A 17,141-nucleotide genomic window follows, 5' to 3' on the forward strand; every position below is an offset into this window, starting at 1 on the left:
CCCACGCAGAGGAGGTGCCCGTCCATGCTCGCAGCCGTCACCACGTTCGCCGGCTCGCTGCTGGTCGCGCTGCTCGCCGTCGCGCTCGTCCACCGGGTGGTCCGCCGCATCGGCCGCCGGTCGGCCCTGTTCGCCGGGTTGGCGCGGCACGCGCACAAACCCGCGCTGGTGGTGGCGGTGCTGGTGGCGACCCAGTTCTCGCTCGGCGTGGCGGCGCGCGGCGACTGGCGGCCGGTCGCGCTGCACGTGACGGGTATAGCGCTGATCCTCGCCGGCGCGTGGCTGCTCGCCTCGCTGCTGGTGGTGATCGAGGACGCGACGCTGGCGCGCATCCGGGTCGACGTGTCGGACAACCGGCACGCACGCCGCGTGCACACGCAGATCACCCTCGTCCGACGGGTCACCGTGGTGGTGGTGAGCGTCCTGGCGGCGGCCGCGGTGCTGATGACGTTCCCCGGCGCCCGTGCCGCCGGGACGAGCCTGCTGGCCTCGGCCGGTGTGATCGGCGCCATCGCCGCGCTGGCGGCGCAGTCGTTGCTGGGCAACGTGTTCGCGGGCGTGCAGATCGCGTTCAGCGACGCGTTGCGGCTGGACGACGTGGTGGTCGTGGAGAACCAGTGGGGCCGCATCGAGGACATCACCCTGACCTACGTGGTCGTGCACCTGTGGGACGACCGGCGCCTGATCCTGCCCACCGCCTACTTCCTCAAGACGCCGTTCGAGAACTGGACGCGGACCCAGTCGGCGCTGCTGGGCACGGTCGAGCTGGACCTCGACTGGACGGTGCCGGTGGAGGAGCTCAGGCAGGAGCTGCGGCACGCGCTGGAGACGAGCGACCTGTGGGACGGCCGGGTCTGCGTGGTGCAGGTGACCGACGCGGTCGGGTCGTTCGTGCGGATCCGCGCGCTGGTGAGCGCCTCGGACGCCGGGCGGCTCTGGGACCTGCGGTGCGTGGCGCGTGAGCACCTGGTCGGCTGGCTGCGGTCGCGGCACCCCGGCGCGCTGCCGCAGGTGCGGGTGCGCGACCTGCCCCGCGCCGCCGGCCACTCCCCGACGCCGGCGGCGAACGGCTCGTCGGACAACCGGGTGTTCGGCGAGAGCGCGGACGGCCAGGAGCGGGTGCAGGCGTTCAGCGGCCCCGACCAGGTCGTGCAACCTCGCTGACCTCCCGTTCCGTCCTGGTAGCAGAATCGGCCGCAGGAGGGCGCATGCGAAGGATCGCGGTACTGGTGCTGACGGGGTTGGCGCTGGCGGGCTGCGCCGAACGACCGGCGGACACCGGCTCGACCGGCCCGGAGCCCGCGACCACGTCGACCGCCGTACCGTCGGCACCCGTGCACCCGACCAGGCTCAGCCCGCACGGACTGGACGTGCTCAAGGACGCCGAGCGCAACGGCGCGAGCACGATCGGCCTGACCGTCTCCACCGAACCCGGCCGGGCCGCCGAGGTGGCCGCCGCCGTGCAACGGCTCGGCGCGACGGTGGAGACCACCGACCCCGCCATCGGCTACGTCCGCGTCACCGCCCCGGTCGGGGCGGTCGCGGAGCTGGCCGGCATCGAGGGCATCAGCCGGGTCGACGTGGACGAACCGCTGTCCAACGGCGACCCCACCCCCTGACCGGTCCGGGAAAGGCTCAGGGCCACCCCCGCGTTGCGCGGAAGTGGCCCTGAGGTCTCTCGGGTGGCGTCAGGCCACGTTCTTCAGGATCACCGCGCCGCGGCCGACGACCGCGCCTTCCGAGGTCTGCACGGTCAGCTCACCGCGCAGCACCCGACCGGCACCGGCCTGGCCGGCGGCGGTCACCGTGGCGGGGACCGTCCACGTCGCACCGGCGGTGCGCTCGGCGTCCGCGTCGGTCACCGCGACCGTGCCCAGGCCCGCGGCGGTGAACAGGTCGATGTAGTCGTACTCCGTGGTGCCCGCGGGCACCTCGAAGCCGTCGACCTGCACCCGCCACGCACCGGCGGCCGGGTTCGCGATCGTGACCGACTCCTCCGAGTCGCCGTCCGCCGCCTGACCGGCCAGCACGCAGGTGCCGGACGTGCAGTTGTAGACGAACAGGTCGAGGTCGGCGGACACGTCGCTGGTCTTGCCGATCGTCGCGCGCAGCGACGTCGAGCCGGGCGCCACGGTCAGGTCGTAGTTCTGGACCGCGGCGTTCGCGATGGTCGGCCGGTCGATCCTGGCGCTGGCCAGGGAACCGCCGACGAGCTTGCCGGTGAACGCGGCCATCGAGTTGGTCACCGCGTACTCACGGCTGATCGGCGTGCCGATCACGGCCGACTCGATGGTGTCCGGGTTCGGGCTGATCGTCGTGCCCAGCACGGACGCGGTCACCGAGTACGGCGCGGCGTCGGCGTCGGAGGTGCGCCGGGCCTCGACCACGACCTCCCACACGCCCGGCAGCGGGTTGCTGACCGTGCGGCTGGTCGGCGAGCCACCGGCACAGCCGGCGCCCGCGTCGGGGTTGTAGCAGTTGGTCGACGACGTGGTGTCGAACGGCACGCCGTACGGGTCGTAGCGCAGGAACCGCACCTGGCCCTTGCCCGGCTCGGTGCCGCCCGCCGCCAGGTCGATCTTCAGCGCGCTCGTGCCCACGGGCACCCGCACGAAGAAGCTCTTCGACTGGTTGCGCGCGATCGTGCCGGTCTTGGTCACCGCGTACTTGCCCGCCGCGGTGAACTCGTCCGCCGCGAACACGGTGTTCAGGGTGAACACGTCGATGCCGCGGGTGAGCACGTTGTCCAGCCGCAGCACGGCCGAGTGCGCGCCCGCCGCGGTGGGCTTGACCTTGACGTCGAACTTCACCGGCGTGTTCAGCGGCAGCGTGACCGAGGCCTTGGACGAGAACGTGCCGTCGTTGCCCTGCCAGTTCACCACGAAGCTCTGGTTGCGGTTCGGGCCCGTGGTGCGGGTCAGGGTGTAGGTGCGGGTGTACTCCTTGCCCACGACGACGCCCTCGCGGTCGTGGATGCCGACACCCGTGTTGGGGGTGGCCAGCAGGCCCGACAGCGCGGTGTTCACGGTCACCGAGGTGCTGACCGCCTGCGTCTCCGGGTGCGCGTTGAGCTGCGTCCACGCGCGCTTGGTGTCGAACAGGCCCGCGCCCTGCTCGTACGCCTGGAGGGTGGAGACCCACTTGGCGCCGGACTGGATCGCGTTGCGCAGCGCCGCGACGGGCGGGCGCTCGCCGTTGTGCTCGGCCTTGTACGCGCTCACGAGCAGCGCCGCGGCGCCGGTCGCCTGCGGTGCGGCCATCGACGTGCCGTTGAACATCGCGTAGCCGGCGGGCAGGGCGTAGGTGCCGGCCACCGGGCCGGGCGCCTGCCACTGCGGCGTGGTCGAGATCGCCGAGCCGGGCGCGACGATCTGCGGCTTGAACCCGCCGTCCTCACGCGGACCGCGGGAGGAGAAGCCGTGCAGGCCCTCGCGCTGCGCCGTCACCGAGCCGTAGTTGGACAGCCAGGTGTCCTTGGTGATGTACGAGCCGACGCTCACCGCGTCCGTGGTCACCGACGGGTCGCCGACGGTGTTCGCGCCCGCGCCGCTGTTGCCCGCGGAGATGAACACCTGCACGTTGTACTCGGCGATGGTGCGGTTGTAGAGCTCCGAACGCGCGTTGTTGCCGTCGTTGAGCGCCGGCAGGCCGCCGATGGAGATGTTGACCACGTCCGCGCCGTTGCGCGCCGCGTACAGCAGGCCGTCGATCAGACCGCTGTTGGTGCAGGACGGCGTCGACAGGCAGACCTTGATGCCCATCAGCTTCGCGCCGGGCGCGGCGCCCGCCATCTTGCCGCCGAACATCTTGTTGGCGGCGGTGATGCCCGCGACGTGCGTGCCGTGCGCGGCGGCGGAGATGCCGATGTTGACCCACGCGGCACCGGCCGCGTCGTAGATCGACTTGTCGGTCTGCACCACGAACGCCACGGTGTCCAGCACCGGCGTGGCCGGGTTGTCCGCGCCGAAGTGGCCGACGTCCTTCTTGTACTTGTAGTCGATCATCGCGGTCTGGTCGGTGAAGTCACCGTCACCGTCGACGTCGACCCGGACTTCCTTGGTGGTGATGTCCTGGAGCACGCCGAAGGTGTCCACGCGGTCGCCGTCGCGGTTGATGTCACCGCCGGTCTCGCTGTTGGCCAGGCCCAGGTCGCCCGCGGTCTCGCGGAACGAGCCGAAGCTGAACGGGCCGCCGGTGGCCGGGGCGGTGTAGGTCGCGCCGCCCGCGGTGAACGTGCCGTTGTAGCGGCCGGAGACCTGGAGCCAGGTGCCGTCGCCGGAGTTGGTGGCGTTGGCGTTGTACCAGTCGACGATCTTGCGCTCACCGGTCGTGGTGGTCGCCAGCGCCGGGTGGTCCAGGTCGATGCCGGAGTCCATGATGGCGATCGTCGTGCCGCGGCCGTCCCACTTGGGGTGCTCGTCGGTGAAGTGCGCCGCCTTGGTGTCCTGCGTCGGCATGTACGGGTTCTTCTTGGGCGTGGACGCGCCCGGCGCCGGCTGCGGCAGCGGGGTCGTCGCGCCCTCGGGACGCGGGTTGTCGAGGACGACCAGCCCGTCGACGTCCACCGCGTTCACCGAGGCGAGCCCGGCGGCCTTCTCGGCCTTGTCCCGCGGCACCGAGACCTTCAGGTAGTCGACGTCACGCTCGGTGGACTCGACCACGCCACCGAGGGCCTTGAGGTCGTTGGCGGCGGAGTCCAGCTTGCCCTCTTCGGCGGCGACCAGGAGCGTGACGTTCGCCAGACCGGCCTGCTCGGCCTCGACGATGCGCTCCCGGTCCTGCTTGTCGAGCTTGTCGGCGGGCGCGGGCGCGCTCGGCGCCTCCTGCGCGACGGCCGGGGCGGCGGCGAAGCCGAACCCAGTGGTGCCCAGCACGGCGGCCAGCAAGGCCGCGCTGGTGCGGTGTCTCCACCGGCTTGCTGAGTTGATCACGGCGCAAACCCTTCGTGGGGAAAGATTGGCGCAAGCACATCCCCCCGGCACCCGGGTAACAATCGGACGAACAGCCCAACAATAAAGTCCACATTGGACTGAACGGACTATTGCGCAAACGTGCGAGAAGTGCCGCAGAACACCGGAACGGGCGCGACCACTCCAGTCAAGAGCCGACCGGCCGGAATGTCAAACACTGTCAACGGTGAACCGCCCGCGAGCACCGGAAATCGGTAACAAATCGCACATCACCGCGATGGCGAGCACACTGGGCGACATCGTGGACACCGCGCCGATCGACCGGATAGCCGACGAGCTCTACGCCCTGCCGCCGGCGGACTTCGTCGCGGCCCGGGACGCCCACGCCCGCACGGCCGCCGAGCGCGGCGACAAGGCGTTGGCCAAGCAGGTCTCGGCACTGCGCAAGCCGACCTCGTCCGCGTGGGCGTTGAACCGGCTGGCCCGCGAGGACCCGGCCGACCTGGCCGAGGCGCTCGCTCTGGGTGACGAACTGCGCACGGCTCAGGAGGAGTTGCGCGGCGGGGCGCTGCGGCAGTTGAGCGCGCGCCGGCGGGCCGTGCTGAGCGCGCTCGTGCGTCGGGTGGAAGTGCTGGCGAGCCACGCCGGTCAGCCACTCGGACCGGACGCCGTGCAGCAGGTGCGCACCACGTTGACCGCGGCCCTGGCCGACGCCGTGCTGGCCGCGCGGATCAGGGCGGGGCGGCTGGTCAAGCCGGTCGAGCAGTCCGGCTTCGGGCCGCTGAGCGAGACCGCCACCCCGGTGCGCGACGACCTGGCCCCGCGCCGCGAGCAGCGGCGGGAACGGCAGCTGGCGCAGGCGCGTGAGGACATCGACGCGGCGCAGGAGGAGGTGCGCAAGGCGGACGCCGTCGTGACCGAGGCCGAGCAGACCCTGGCCGAGCGCGAGGAGCACACCGCCACGCTGCACGCCGAGCTGCGGCGGGCCCAGCAGGCCGAGCAGGAGGCGACCACCAGGCTGGCGCGGGCCAAGCGCCGCGCCGAGACCGCGCGGGGCAAGCTCGCGGGCGCCGAAGCCAGGATGACCGAGCTGCGCGGGGATGCCTGAGACCGCGCGACCCGGCCGTTCCAGAGCTTCGCGATGACGCCCGACGCCGCCTCTTCGACACTCTGCGTGACGCCCGACACCCCCGGTCGATCCGGGGAACACCCGCCCGACACCACCCGTTCTACTGCTGGTCGGCGCGATGGACGCCGCACCGGACGTCAGCCCCGCGGGCACGACCCCCAGGCCCGTGCGGCACCCCTCCCCGAGGCGTTGCAGGTGCGCCCACGCATGCCCGACCGCCGCCGGCCGAACGGTCACCCCCCACCGAACGGCCGGCGGCCTGCCACCTCTCCACCGTGGCCGCTCACCCCCTGTCGCCGCAGCTCAGACCATGTACTGGTCGTGCCTGGCGAACAGCTCGGTCCACTCCTGCGGGCTCAACTGCCGGCCCGATTCCCCGATCTCGGCCAGTTCCCGGAAGTACTCCTCGCGCGGCGGCGCGGGCGCGAAGAGGATCAACATCGACGCGGGCTCGTCGGCGTCGTTGCGGAAAGCGTGGACACCGCCCTCCGGCACGTAGAGGAAATCGCCCGCCACGGCGTTCACCCACGTCTCGCCGTTGAACAACCGGACCGTTCCGGAGATCACGTAGAACGACTCCGAGAACGTCTTGTGGAAGTGCGCCGCCGGACCGCCCGCGTGCGGCTTCATCCGCCACTCGAACAATCCGAACTGCTTGCGCGTGACGTCACCGGTCCCCACCAACCTGGCCTGGGTCAGCGGCCGGTCGATGGTCGGCACCTCCGCCACCGGCCGCCACACCGCGTTGACCTCGCCGACGTCCCCCGTGTACGACACCGTCACCACTCCCTAAAGTGAACTTTCTTCAACTCTCGTCCATCCTGGCACTTCGATCTAGACTCGCCCGATGGCACATCACGACGCGGATGTCATCGTCGTCGGCGCGGGTTTGGCAGGCCTGGTGGCCACCGCCGAGCTCGTCGACGCCGGCCGCAAGGTCATCCTGCTCGACCAGGAGCCCGAGGCCTCGCTCGGCGGTCAGGCGTTCTGGTCGTTCGGCGGGTTGTTCCTGGTCGACAGCCCCGAGCAGCGGCGGTTGAAGGTCAAGGACTCGGCGGAGCTGGCCCTGCAGGACTGGCTGGGTTCGGCCGCGTTCGACCGGGACGCCGACCACTGGCCGCGTCGGTGGGCCGAGGCGTACGTGGACTTCGCGGCGGGCGAGAAGCGGTCGTGGCTGCACGCGATGGGCGTGCGCTGGTTCCCGCTCGTGCAGTGGGCCGAGCGCGGCGGGTACCTCGCCGACGGCCACGGCAACTCCGTGCCGCGCTTCCACGTGACGTGGGGCACCGGGCCGGGCATCGTGGCGCCGTTCGAGCGGCGGGTGCGCGAGGGCGTGGCGCGCGGGCTCGTGCAGCTGAAGTTCCGGCACCGCGTGACCGGGCTGACCACGACCGGCGGTGCGGTGGACGGCGTGCGCGGCGAGGTGCTGGAGATCAGCACGGCCGGTCGGGGCGAGCCGAGCTCGCGGGCCGTGTCCGGTGACTTCGAGCTGCGCGCGCAGGCCGTCGTGGTCACGTCCGGCGGCATCGGCGCGAACCACGACATGGTGCGCCGCAACTGGCCGTCGCGCCTGGGCACGCCACCCGAGCACATGCTGTCCGGGGTGCCCGACCACGTGGACGGCGAGATGCTCAAGGTCGTGCAGGACACCGGCGGCGAGATCATCAACGAAGACCGGATGTGGCACTACCCCGAGGGCATCGCCAACTACGCGCCGATCTGGAACCGGCACGGCATCCGCATCCTGCCCGGACCGTCGTCGCTGTGGCTGGACGCGACCGGTTCCCGGCTGCCGATCCCGCTGTTCCCGGGGTTCGACGCGCTGGGTGCGTTGGAGCACATCGTGAAGACGGGGCACGGCTACTCGTGGTTCGTGCTCAACCAGAGGATCATCGGCAAGGAGTTCGCGCTGTCCGGGTCGGAGCAGAACCCCGACCTGACCGGCAAGGACGTCAAGGCGGTGCTGAAGCGCGCGATGCCGGGTGCCGTGGCGCCGGTGGAGGAGTTCGCCAAGCGGTCCGAGGAGTTCATCTTCGGCCGCACGCCCGAGGAGCTGGCGGCCGGCATGAACAAGCTGACCGGCACGTCGTTGATCGACGCGGGAGCGTTGCGGCGCACGATCGTGCAGCGCGACCGGCAGGTGATCTCGGGGCTGGGCAAGGACATGCAGATCAACGCCATGCGCGAGGCCCGGAAGTTCATCACCGACAAGCTGATCCGCGTGGTGGAACCCCACCCGTTGCTGGACCCGAAAGCCGGCCCGCTGATCGCCGTGCGCCTGTCCGTCCTCACCCGCAAGACCCTGGGCGGCCTGCACACCGACCTCTCCGCCCGGGTCCTGAAGGACGACGGCACTCCGCTGGAGGGCGTCTACGCGGCCGGTGAGGCGTCCGGCTTCGGCGGGGGCGGCGTGCACGGCTACCGCGCCCTGGAGGGCACGTTCCTGGGCGGCTGCATCTTCTCCGGCCGGGTGGCCGGCCGTGCGGCGGCCGAAGCGACCGGCTGAGGCTGGACAACAAGCGGCCAGAAAGTGGCCAATCGCCGCACCGGGTGCCGCGGCGACGAGGCCGGGGCTAGCGTGGTCTGTCTTCTCGCCACGACCACGGCAGGGACACCCCATGAACGTCTGCGGCAGGTGCGGCGCCGGTCGGATCCCCGACCACCGGTACTGCACGGCCTGCGGCGCGGACCTGGAGGCCTGGTCCACGCGGGTGGGGCCGGACGGTCCGCGCCTGCCGCTGCCGCTCGTGGTCACCGCGGCGGTGGTGCTCGCGATCACGGTGGCGGTCGCGTCCACGGCCGCGGTGCGCTACTCGAACCGACACGTCACCGGTGTCGCCGCCGCGGCGGAGGTGAGCACCGCGACCGTCCAGCCGCCGACGTGGACGCCCGCGCCGAACCCCACCACCACCACCACCACCCAGCGGCCCACCACCAACGCGATCCCGCCCGACGAGGTCGCGCGCGGACGCCTGGACGCACAGGTCGCGGCCGACCGGGCGGCGGTCGAGGCCCTCGTGGACCGGTGGGTGCCGCAGCTGTCGTCGAAGCGTTTCGGGCTCGTGGTCCACGGGGTCCGGTTCACCCACGAGGACATCTGGTGGGACTTCCAGCTCACCCGGGCGCGGTACCCGGGGGCGCTGCTGCTGTCCTCCGCGCACTTCGTCAGCTTCGACAGCGACGACTTCTGGGTCACCGTGGTGCCCTACACCTACGCCACCGGGGCGGAGGCCAACGCGTGGTGCGACCGGGAACTCATCGGTCCGGACGACTGCTTCGCCAAGCGCCTCACCCACACCGGGACGTCCGCCGGCACCACGGTGCCGCGCCGCTGACCGCGTCACCCGCCGGGCACCTCCGGCCGCCAGCGGATCCCGTAGACGTGGCCGGCGCGCAGGTCCTCGAAAGCGGCGTGCGCCTCGCGCACCGCGTCGACCACCACCTCCTCGCCGCCGGTCGCCCAGTCGTCGGCCGCCCAGTCGTCGGCCGCCCAGTCGTCGGCCGCCCAGTCGTCGGCCGCCCAGTCGTCGGCCGCCCAGTCGTCGGCCGCGAGTGATCCCCGGACGGGGCTGATCTCGGTGGGCACGTGCGCACCCGGGAACCGGACCGTCAGCTCGAAGGACTCGCACCGCCGCTGCGGGCGGTAGAGGTGCTGCGAGCGCGCGCCACCACCGGCCGCGGTGACGACCAGGCCGCACTCGTGCCGCTGACCCGCGTGCAGGGTGCGCGGCAGGCGCAGGTCCAGCAGCAGGCGACCGTTCGGCGCGCGCTGCTCACCGGCCACCTCGACGCCGAAGAACGGGACGGCGCGCAAGCCGTGGCCGTCGGGGGCCGGCCCGCACGGCGGGGTCACCGCGACCCGGACGTGGTCACCGATGTCGCGATCGGCCACGATCGTCCAGCGCTCGACGCACTGCGGCTCGGGCACGTCGAGACGGACCAGCGCCTCCAGCCGCTCGACGTGCCAGTGGTCGACCTCGCCACCGGGCGGTGGGCGGGCCCCGGCCGCGGCGTCCTCCGCGACCAGGTCGATCGCCTCTTCGACGCGCCGCCGGATGGTGCGGACGTCGCGGTGGCACGCGACCGCCAGCGACCGCTCCCGCTCGCCCAGGAACTTGCCGGCCACGTCGACGTCCAGCGCGAGCGCGGCGGCGAACACCGCCCGCAGGTCGACCGGCAACCTCGCGCCCCACCCGCGCAGCGTCGTGCGGACCTTCTCCCGGACCGCGGCGTGCGAGTCGGTCTCGCGGACACCGCACAGCGCCCGCAACGCCGGACCGACCTCGTCGCCGAGGCGCGCCGCCTGGGCCCCGCGACCGCGGCGGAGCCTGCGCAAGTCGGCCGCGAGTTCGGCCGGGGAGACTTCCACGCGACTCTCCATCCGGTCCACCGAACCGACCTCCAGTGTCGGCACGTCCCACCGGCCGCGCCGATCCGTCACCGGATCGAGTGACCACCCCAACCACCCAACCCTCGCGTGTCCTACCTCCAAAACCCGCGTGTCCTACCTCCAGAACCCGCGAGTCCTACGTTCAAAACGCGCGTGTCCTACCTTCAGAACGCGCGTGTCCTACGTTCAGAACACGTGAGTTCAACGCTCAGGGCGTGGGGCAGGTGGTCCGGTCGAGCTTGCGGGCCCGAAGGCCGGCCCGCTGATCGCCGTGCGGCGGCCGACTCGGCCGCGGACTCGGCGATCGACTCGGTGGTCGGCCGGTGGCACACCACGGTGTCGTCCCCCGGCAAGCCGCCGACCAGGGTCGTCATCGTGTTCCGCACCGACCACCGGGTCGAGATCACCGGCCAGACCAGCATCGCCGGCGCGCCGGCCTGCGTCGGCGGAGGCAGTTGGTGGACCACGTCGGCGGACGGGCTCGGCTTCGAGGTCACCCACCCGTTGCCCTCACCCGGTGGCGGCGTGCTGGGCACCGTTCGCAGCCACCAGGAGGGCGCGTTGTCGGCCGACCGCTTCAGCACTTCAGGCGAGGCGTTCGTGGACCAGCCGGACGGCTCCACCGCCGGCCCGTACCCCGTCTCGACGGTCGGCACCCCCGCCCGCCGCTGACCTGAGCGTTGAACTCGGGGTACCTGGACGTAGGACACGGTCGTTCCGAACGTAGGACACGCGGGACGCGAACGTACGACTCGCCGGTGTCCTAGGTCGGGCAGGTGGTCAGGTCGAGCTTGCGGGCCAGGTCGTCGGCGTCCGGCAGGCGCAGGTCGCGGTAGAGCTGGTAGGCGGCCAGCCAGTGCGGGCGGGCGGCCGGTGGGCCCTCCGACTGCTCCAGCACGTCACCGATCGCACGGTGGCACAACGCCTCCTGGTAGCGGTCGCCCAGCCGGGCCGCCAGCGCCAACCCCGCCCGGTACGACTCCAGGGCCTCGTCGGCACGGCCCAACTGCTGGGACGCGGTGCCCACGGTGTGCAGCGTCGCCGTGTGGGCCTTGGACGGCGCCGACGGGAACAGGCTCAACGCCTCCCGCGCGTGCCGCAACGCCTCCTCCGGCTGGTGCTTGCGCAGCAGCACGTTGGCCAGGTTGTTCTGGATGCTCGCCTGCGACCGGTCGTCCCCGACCTCGCGCGCCACCTCCAGCGCCTCCAGGATCGTCGCCTGCGCGCGGTCCAGCTGGTCGTCCGCCATCAGGCAGTACCCGAGGTTCGCCAACGCCGCCAGCTCCAGGTGCCGGTCACCGTCGGCCAACGACGCCGCCCGCGTGCACGCCTCGATCGCCTCGTCGATCCGCCCCAGGTCGGCCAACGTCGAACCCAACCGCAGCAGGAACGTCGCCTCCGCGTACCCGTCACCCAGCGCGCGCGTCGCCGCCAACCCGATGCGGCACAACGCCAGCCGGTCCAGCCGGTTGCCCCGGCGGAAGTGGAACGCGTCCAGGCACAGCGCCAGCTGCCACGTCCGCTCCCGCTGCCCGCCGTTCACCGCGATGTCCAGCGCCAGCCCGAGGTTCGCCTCCTCCAGCGTGAACCAGTCCAGCGCCGCCGCGTGCGAAGGCAGCTCCGGGAACGACGCGGGCCGGTGCTCGGCCGGTCCGAACGGCCGCACGTGGTCGGACAGGTGCGCCCGCGCCCGGTCCGCCACGTGCAGGTAGTAGTCCAGCAGCCGGTTGGTCGCCACCTGGTTGTCCACTTCGGACTCCGTGGCCGCCAGGTGGTGGGTGAACAGCCGCACCAGGTCGTGCCGCGAGTACCGGTCGGGCGTCGACTCGTGCAGCAGGTTCGCGTACGCCAACGTGCGCAGGTGCGTGCGCGCGCTGACCACGTTAATGTCCAGCAACGCCGCCGCCGTGTAGCTGTCCAGGTCCGTGCCCGGGTGCAGGCCCAGCCGCCGGAACAGCCGCGCCGCGCCCTCGGGCAGTTCCCGGTAGCTCACCGCCAGCGCCGCGTGCACACCGCGCCCCGCCTCCGGCAGCGACAACGCCGACAGCCGCCCCTGCTCGTCGCGCAGCTCGTCCACCAGCGACTGGATCGTCCACCGCGGCCGTGACGCCAACCGCGCGCCCGCGATCCGCAACGCCAGCGGCAGCCGGTCGCACAGCTCCACCAGCTCCGCCACCGCCTCCGGCTCCTGCTCGATGCGCGGACGGCCCAGCACCGCGGCCAGCAGGTGCTCGGCGCTCTCCTCCGGCAACGTCGGCACGTGCAGCGACGACGCGCCCTCGGTGACCACCAGGTCGTCCAACCGGTGCCTGCTGGTCACCAGCACCAGGCAGCGCGACGAGCCGGGCAGCAGCGGCCGGACCTGCGCGGCCGACCGGGCGTTGTCCAGGAACACCAGCACCCGCCGCCCGGCCAGCAGCGACCGGTACTGCGCGGCCTGGTCCTCCAGGTCCACCGCGATCTGCGAGTCGGCCAGCCCCAGCGCCCGCAGGAAGCCGACCAGGGCCGTGCGCGGGTCGAGCGGCTCGGTCTCGTCGAACCCGCGCAGGTTCACGAACAGCTGCCCGTCCGGGAAGTCGGCGGCCACCCCGTGCGCCCAGCGCAACGCCAACGCGGTCTTGCCCACCCCGGCCGGACCGACCAGCAGCCCGATCGCCGAGTCGTGCCCGGTCAGGCTCGCGCCGAGGTCCGACAGCTCCAGCTCCCGCCCGACGAACCCGCGGTGCTCGCGCGGCAACTGGGCCGGGGCCCGGTGCTCACGGGGCAGCTGCGCGGGCGTGCGGTCCACCGGCGCGGCGTCACCCGCCAGCACGGTCCGGTAGGCCTCGCGCAGCTCCGGCCCGGGGTCGACGCCCAGCTCCTCGGCCAGCCGCTCCCGCGTCCGGTGGAACAACGCCAGCGCCTCGGCCTGCCTTCCGGTCCAGTGCAACGCCAGCACGAGCCGCGACACCAACGCCTCGCGCAGCGGGTTGGCCTCCACCGCGTCACGCAGCCCGGACACCGCCTCGGCCGCCCGGTCCAGCCGCGACAGCCGGGTCGCCAGCTCCTGCACGGCCACCAGCCGCAGCTCCTCCAGCCGCGCCGACACCGCCTCGCGCAGCTGGTCGCCCGGCACGTCGGCCAGCACCGGGCCGCGCCACAACGCCAACGCCTCACCCAGCAGCCGCACCGCGTCCTCGTCCGACGCCTCGCGGGCGGTCACCAACAGGTCCTCGAACCGGAACACGTCGACGGCCGCGCGTTCGCCGGTCAGCACGTAGCCGGGCGCGCGGGTGACGAGCGCTACACCGTGGTCGAGGACCTTGCGGAGCTGGGCGATATGTCCCTGGAGGGCGGCTTTGGCCTGCGGCGGTGGTGAGCCGTCCCACACCAGCTCCAGCAGCCGGTCGCCGGACACCACGCGGTTCAGCTCCAGCGCGAGCGCGGCCAGCACGGTCCGCCGCTTGGCCGCACCCAGGCGGACGGCCTCCCCACCTGGGGAAACAAGCTCAACAGGGCCAAGCAGGTTCACCCGCATCCGCAACCCTTTCGGCGTTGTCACCCTGTAGTCGAAGAGTTTCCCACAGTTGTCACCGCATTCCGGCGGGCCGCGTTGGGCGCGCGTTGGCCGGGCGTTGGAGCGGACCGGGATGGTGGGTTTCGTCCAGCAGGCTGCCTTCGCGAGGGATACCGATGTACATCGCCGAGAACGGGGATGAAGTGGCCCCGCCCCAGGGAGTCCCGACCGCCAGCGGTCAGGTCGTGGCACTCCAGGAGACCGTGAACTCCGGCCGGGTGTCGCTCGATCCCGCCACCGGCGAGGAACTGCGCAAGATGCTCCTGGAGCAGATGGACCAGGTCGACTCGTGGCTGGAGCGCGCCGGTCGGCTCGCCCGTCCCGCGCCGATCGGCGCGAACCCCGTCGGCGACCGGTTGGCGCGCAAGTTCGAGACGCGCGCGGACGGCGACCCGCGGTCGTTCGTGGCCGTGATGACGGCCTACCGCGAGGTGTTGCAGCAGACGCACGACTCGGTGCAGAGCGCGATCCGCAACTTCACCTCGGTCGACGAGGAGAGCGGCGTCGCGTTGACCAGGCTGAGCGGGAACTAGGGGGCGGCGGCGATGGCGGACGAGCAGGTGGCGCAGGTGGCCCGGGCGATGCAGGTGGGCCAGGTGAGGCGGCTGACGCGGGACGAGCGCGAGGTCGACCTGGTGCTGACCGACACCCAGAACTGGGCGTCCCGGTCGCACCGCGAGCTGTACGAGGCGGTGCACAACAACAACGACCCCGGCCAGACGGGCGAGATCGGCGCGGAGTGGGGCCAGTTCGGCACCGAGCTGACCGAGTCCGCGCGGCTGATCAACGAGCGGGTCGCGGTGAGCGAGTCCGGCTGGACCGGTGACGCGGCGGACGCGGCGCGGCTCGCGATCAAGGGCCTGGCGGACTGGGTCACGCACACCGCCGAGACCGCGGTCGAGGTCGGCAAGCGGGTGCAGGACGAGAGCCAGATCATGGAGAACGCCCGGGCCAGCATGCCCGAGCCGGTCGACTTCGACTGGAACCAGGCCACCGGCGTGTTCACCGCGGGCGGCATCCAGGGGTTGGCGAGTTCCGCCGCGGACGTGCAGGCGGCCAACGACCACGCGCGGGCGCTGCACGAGCACGCCGTGACGGTCATGAGCACGATGGAGCGCGAGTCGCAGGCGGTCGACCAGACCACGCCGCAGTTCAGCGCGCCGTTCAACCCGGTCACCGGTCGCACCGAGGAGCCGCAGGTCGCGCTGATGCGGGCGGTGTCGACGGCGACGTTGGCGGGCGCGGCGGCGGACAGCGCCGGTGGCGCGGGCGGCGCCACGGCGCCCTCGGCCTACACGGCGACGCAGCCGGCCCAGCCGATGCAGGCGGCGCAGGCGATGGAGCGTTCGCAGGCCTACCAGCCCGCCCAGACGACCTCGGCCACGCACCCGGCCGGGTACTCGCCCGCCGCGGCCTCGTACCAGACCGCTCCCGGGTCCTACGGTGGCGCGGGCACCGGCACGTACGCCGCCGGCTCGGCCCCGGCCGCGCCGCAGCCGATCTACCGGCCCGAGGGCACCACGGCCGCCGCCGCGGCGGCCCAGGTGCCGGTGGCGAACCCGTACGCGGCGCCCACCAGCCCGGGCTACCAGGGCAGCGGTTACACGCCTCCCGCCGGTGGCGGCTACAACCCGCCCGGCAGCAGCGGTTACGTGCCGCCGTACCAGCCGGCCAACCCGAACACGCCGCCGCGCCAGGGTGGCGGCACCCTGCCGCCGGGCGTGAAGCCGCCGAGCTACATCCCGGCCGGCAGCCCCGGCACGCCCCCGGTGACCGGCATGCCCGGCGGCGGTGGCGGTGGTGGTGCTGCCGGTGGCGGTGGCGGTGGCGGCGCCCGGATGCCCGGTGGTGGCATGCCGCCGGGTGGCTTCGGCGGCGGCGCGGGCGGCTTCGGCGGTGGCGGCGCCGGCGGCTTCGGCGGTGGCGGCGCCGGCGGCTTCGGCCCGACGGGGTCCGGCGGTGCGGGCGGTGGTGGCGGCGGCGCGCTGGCGGCCGGCGGCTCGACCGGCGCGGTCGGCGGTCCCGGCGCGCGTGGCCCGATGCCCGTCGGCGGCTTCGGCCCCGGCGGCGCGGCGGCGGCGTCCCCGATGGCGGGTGGCGCGCCGATGGGTGGCGCACCGGCCGGCGGTCAGCAGGGCGAGGACAAGGAGCACCGGGCCGCGGCGTACATCCGCGGTGAGGACATCTTCGAGGTGCCCGGCGAGAACCTGCCGCCGTCGGTGATCGGTGGCGCCAAGCCGCGCAAGAAGGGCGACCAGTCGTGATCGAGCCCGAGTTCGTGCTCACGCCACGCGAGCTGGACGTGCTGTGGCACCACCTCGGCCTCGGTCGGCTGCCCTACCCGCTGGACGTGCCGAGCCACGGCTCCACCGAGGAGGAGCGCAAGCGCGTGCGGGACGAGGTGCTCGCCGCGTACGGCGAGCCCGACCCCCGGCTGGTGGGCCTGCTCCGGTTGCTCGGCGAGCACGAGGTGGCCGTGGACGCGGTCGCCCAGGTGGACCGGTCGGTGCGCGCGGTGGCCGTGTCCGGCGGCGGGCGGGGCGCGTTGGCGGTGATCGACGGCGGCTCGATCGGGGTGCTGGAGATCCGGCCGACGGCGTTGGCCCGGTCGATCGTGGAGGTGCTGCCGGACGGGTCCGCCGGGCCCGGCGCCGCGCTGTCACTGCGGGTGGAGGCGTTGAACGCGGCCGTGGCGATGCAGGGCGAGCCGCAGGACGCCGAGGACGACGACCCGTGGGGCAGCGGCGAGCTGGACGAGCGGGAGGCGTTGCAGAAGGCCGGGTTGTCGCGGGAGGACGCGACGGTGGTCAGCGAGCTGGCCACGAGCCGGGTCGCGGGCGGCCAGTTCGGCGTCACCGTGGGCGGCGGCTACCGCCGCACCCGGGCGGGCGCGCTGATCACCTGGTTCGACACCCACCAGGGCCGCTACCTGATGGTCAACGAGGACGGCTGGCTCAGCCTCGCCCCGACCGACAACGACCGCATCGCCACCCGGATCGCCTCCGTCCTCGCCACCGTCTCCTGACCACCCGCCCGAGAGTCCAACCCTCACACCGCGCGCGTGTCCTACCTCCAGAACGCGCGAGTCCTACGTTCGCGTCGCGCGAGTCCTACGTTCAGAACGCGCGAGTCCTACGTTCAGGACCCCCGAGTTCA

The 17,141-nt window shown here is 72.9% G+C and carries 13 protein-coding genes; 9 read left to right on the forward strand and 4 right to left on the reverse strand.

The window, feature by feature from the left end; translation table 11 throughout:
- Nucleotides 1-24 precede the first annotated feature (24 nt).
- Entirely contained in the window at nucleotides 25-1,164 is a 1,140-nt protein-coding gene (locus AB0K14_RS29715) for a mechanosensitive ion channel domain-containing protein (protein WP_360462768.1), read from the forward strand.
- 44 nt (nucleotides 1,165-1,208) lie between these two features.
- Nucleotides 1,209-1,619: a hypothetical protein gene (locus tag AB0K14_RS29720; RefSeq protein WP_360462766.1), complete on the forward strand. Its 411-nt coding sequence runs from the start codon at nucleotides 1,209-1,211 to the stop codon at nucleotides 1,617-1,619.
- 69 nt (nucleotides 1,620-1,688) lie between these two features.
- On the opposite strand, the gene AB0K14_RS29725 is transcribed toward AB0K14_RS29720, so the two are convergent.
- Nucleotides 1,689-4,931 carry a S8 family serine peptidase gene (locus AB0K14_RS29725; RefSeq protein WP_360462764.1) on the reverse strand — a complete coding sequence of 1,081 codons (3,243 nt, stop codon included), beginning with the start codon at nucleotides 4,929-4,931 and terminating at the stop codon, nucleotides 1,689-1,691.
- Nucleotides 4,932-5,187: 256 nt separating this feature from the next.
- On the opposite strand from AB0K14_RS29725, the gene AB0K14_RS29730 reads away from it, so the two are divergent.
- A complete protein-coding gene (locus AB0K14_RS29730; RefSeq protein ID WP_360462761.1) occupies nucleotides 5,188-6,018 on the forward strand; it encodes a hypothetical protein in 831 nt (276 codons plus the stop codon).
- A 324-nt stretch (nucleotides 6,019-6,342) separates the two neighbouring features.
- Here AB0K14_RS29730 and AB0K14_RS29735 read toward each other — a convergent pair whose 3' ends face one another.
- The gene (locus AB0K14_RS29735; protein WP_360462758.1) at nucleotides 6,343-6,816 is read right to left on the reverse strand and encodes a cupin domain-containing protein; all 474 of its coding nucleotides are present in this window, start codon (nucleotides 6,814-6,816) and stop codon (nucleotides 6,343-6,345) included.
- 70 nt (nucleotides 6,817-6,886) lie between these two features.
- On the opposite strand from AB0K14_RS29735, the gene AB0K14_RS29740 reads away from it, so the two are divergent.
- Nucleotides 6,887-8,545, forward strand: a complete 1,659-nt coding sequence (locus tag AB0K14_RS29740; RefSeq protein WP_360462755.1) for an FAD-binding dehydrogenase — start codon at nucleotides 6,887-6,889, stop codon at nucleotides 8,543-8,545.
- Nucleotides 8,546-8,657: 112 nt separating this feature from the next.
- On the forward strand, nucleotides 8,658-9,374 hold the full coding sequence (locus AB0K14_RS29745) for a zinc ribbon domain-containing protein (protein ID WP_360462752.1): 717 nt from the start codon (nucleotides 8,658-8,660) through the stop codon (nucleotides 9,372-9,374).
- Nucleotides 9,375-9,379: 5 nt separating this feature from the next.
- On the opposite strand, the gene AB0K14_RS29750 is transcribed toward AB0K14_RS29745, so the two are convergent.
- On the reverse strand, nucleotides 9,380-10,408 hold the full coding sequence (locus tag AB0K14_RS29750; RefSeq protein WP_360462749.1) for a hypothetical protein: 1,029 nt from the start codon (nucleotides 10,406-10,408) through the stop codon (nucleotides 9,380-9,382).
- 216 nt (nucleotides 10,409-10,624) lie between these two features.
- On the opposite strand from AB0K14_RS29750, the gene AB0K14_RS29755 reads away from it, so the two are divergent.
- Nucleotides 10,625-11,101 carry a hypothetical protein gene (locus AB0K14_RS29755; RefSeq protein ID WP_360462747.1) on the forward strand — a complete coding sequence of 159 codons (477 nt, stop codon included), beginning with the start codon at nucleotides 10,625-10,627 and terminating at the stop codon, nucleotides 11,099-11,101.
- Nucleotides 11,102-11,192: 91 nt separating this feature from the next.
- Here AB0K14_RS29755 and AB0K14_RS29760 read toward each other — a convergent pair whose 3' ends face one another.
- Nucleotides 11,193-13,946, reverse strand: a complete 2,754-nt coding sequence (locus tag AB0K14_RS29760) for a BTAD domain-containing putative transcriptional regulator (RefSeq protein ID WP_360462744.1) — start codon at nucleotides 13,944-13,946, stop codon at nucleotides 11,193-11,195.
- A gap of 224 nt (nucleotides 13,947-14,170) precedes the next feature.
- Here AB0K14_RS29760 and AB0K14_RS29765 point away from each other — a divergent pair, with 224 nt between their 5' ends.
- The 3 genes from AB0K14_RS29765 to AB0K14_RS29775 are packed head-to-tail and all read left to right on the forward strand — an operon-like array spanning nucleotide 14,171 to nucleotide 17,010.
- Nucleotides 14,171-14,518 carry a hypothetical protein gene (locus tag AB0K14_RS29765; protein ID WP_360462741.1) on the forward strand — a complete coding sequence of 116 codons (348 nt, stop codon included), beginning with the start codon at nucleotides 14,171-14,173 and terminating at the stop codon, nucleotides 14,516-14,518.
- Between the two features lie 12 nt (nucleotides 14,519-14,530).
- A complete protein-coding gene (locus AB0K14_RS29770) occupies nucleotides 14,531-16,249 on the forward strand; it encodes a PPE domain-containing protein (protein ID WP_364339381.1) in 1,719 nt (572 codons plus the stop codon).
- On the forward strand, nucleotides 16,246-17,010 hold the full coding sequence (locus AB0K14_RS29775; RefSeq protein ID WP_360452493.1) for an ESX secretion-associated protein EspG: 765 nt from the start codon (nucleotides 16,246-16,248) through the stop codon (nucleotides 17,008-17,010). The genes AB0K14_RS29770 and AB0K14_RS29775 overlap by 4 nt, the downstream gene beginning before the upstream one ends.
- Nucleotides 17,011-17,141: the final 131 nt, after the last annotated feature.

It is taken from the genome of Actinosynnema sp. NPDC050801 (assembly GCF_040673975.1).
In the GTDB taxonomy this organism is placed as follows: Bacteria; Actinomycetota; Actinomycetes; order Mycobacteriales; family Pseudonocardiaceae; genus Actinosynnema.

Excerpts from the sequence above, each read along its gene's own strand:
- AB0K14_RS29760 (WP_360462744.1), bottom strand. The coding sequence starts at position 13,946 with ATGCGGGTGAACCTGCTTGGCCCTGTTGAGCTTGTTTCCCCAGGTGGG.
- AB0K14_RS29745 (WP_360462752.1), top strand. The coding sequence starts at position 8,658 with ATGAACGTCTGCGGCAGGTGCGGCGCCGGTCGGATCCCCGACCACCGG.
- AB0K14_RS29715 (WP_360462768.1), top strand. The coding sequence starts at position 25 with ATGCTCGCAGCCGTCACCACGTTCGCCGGCTCGCTGCTGGTCGCGCTG.
- AB0K14_RS29730 (WP_360462761.1), top strand. The coding sequence starts at position 5,188 with ATGGCGAGCACACTGGGCGACATCGTGGACACCGCGCCGATCGACCGG.
- AB0K14_RS29740 (WP_360462755.1), top strand. The coding sequence starts at position 6,887 with ATGGCACATCACGACGCGGATGTCATCGTCGTCGGCGCGGGTTTGGCA.
- AB0K14_RS29770 (WP_364339381.1), top strand. The coding sequence starts at position 14,531 with ATGGCGGACGAGCAGGTGGCGCAGGTGGCCCGGGCGATGCAGGTGGGC.
- AB0K14_RS29720 (WP_360462766.1), top strand. The coding sequence starts at position 1,209 with ATGCGAAGGATCGCGGTACTGGTGCTGACGGGGTTGGCGCTGGCGGGC.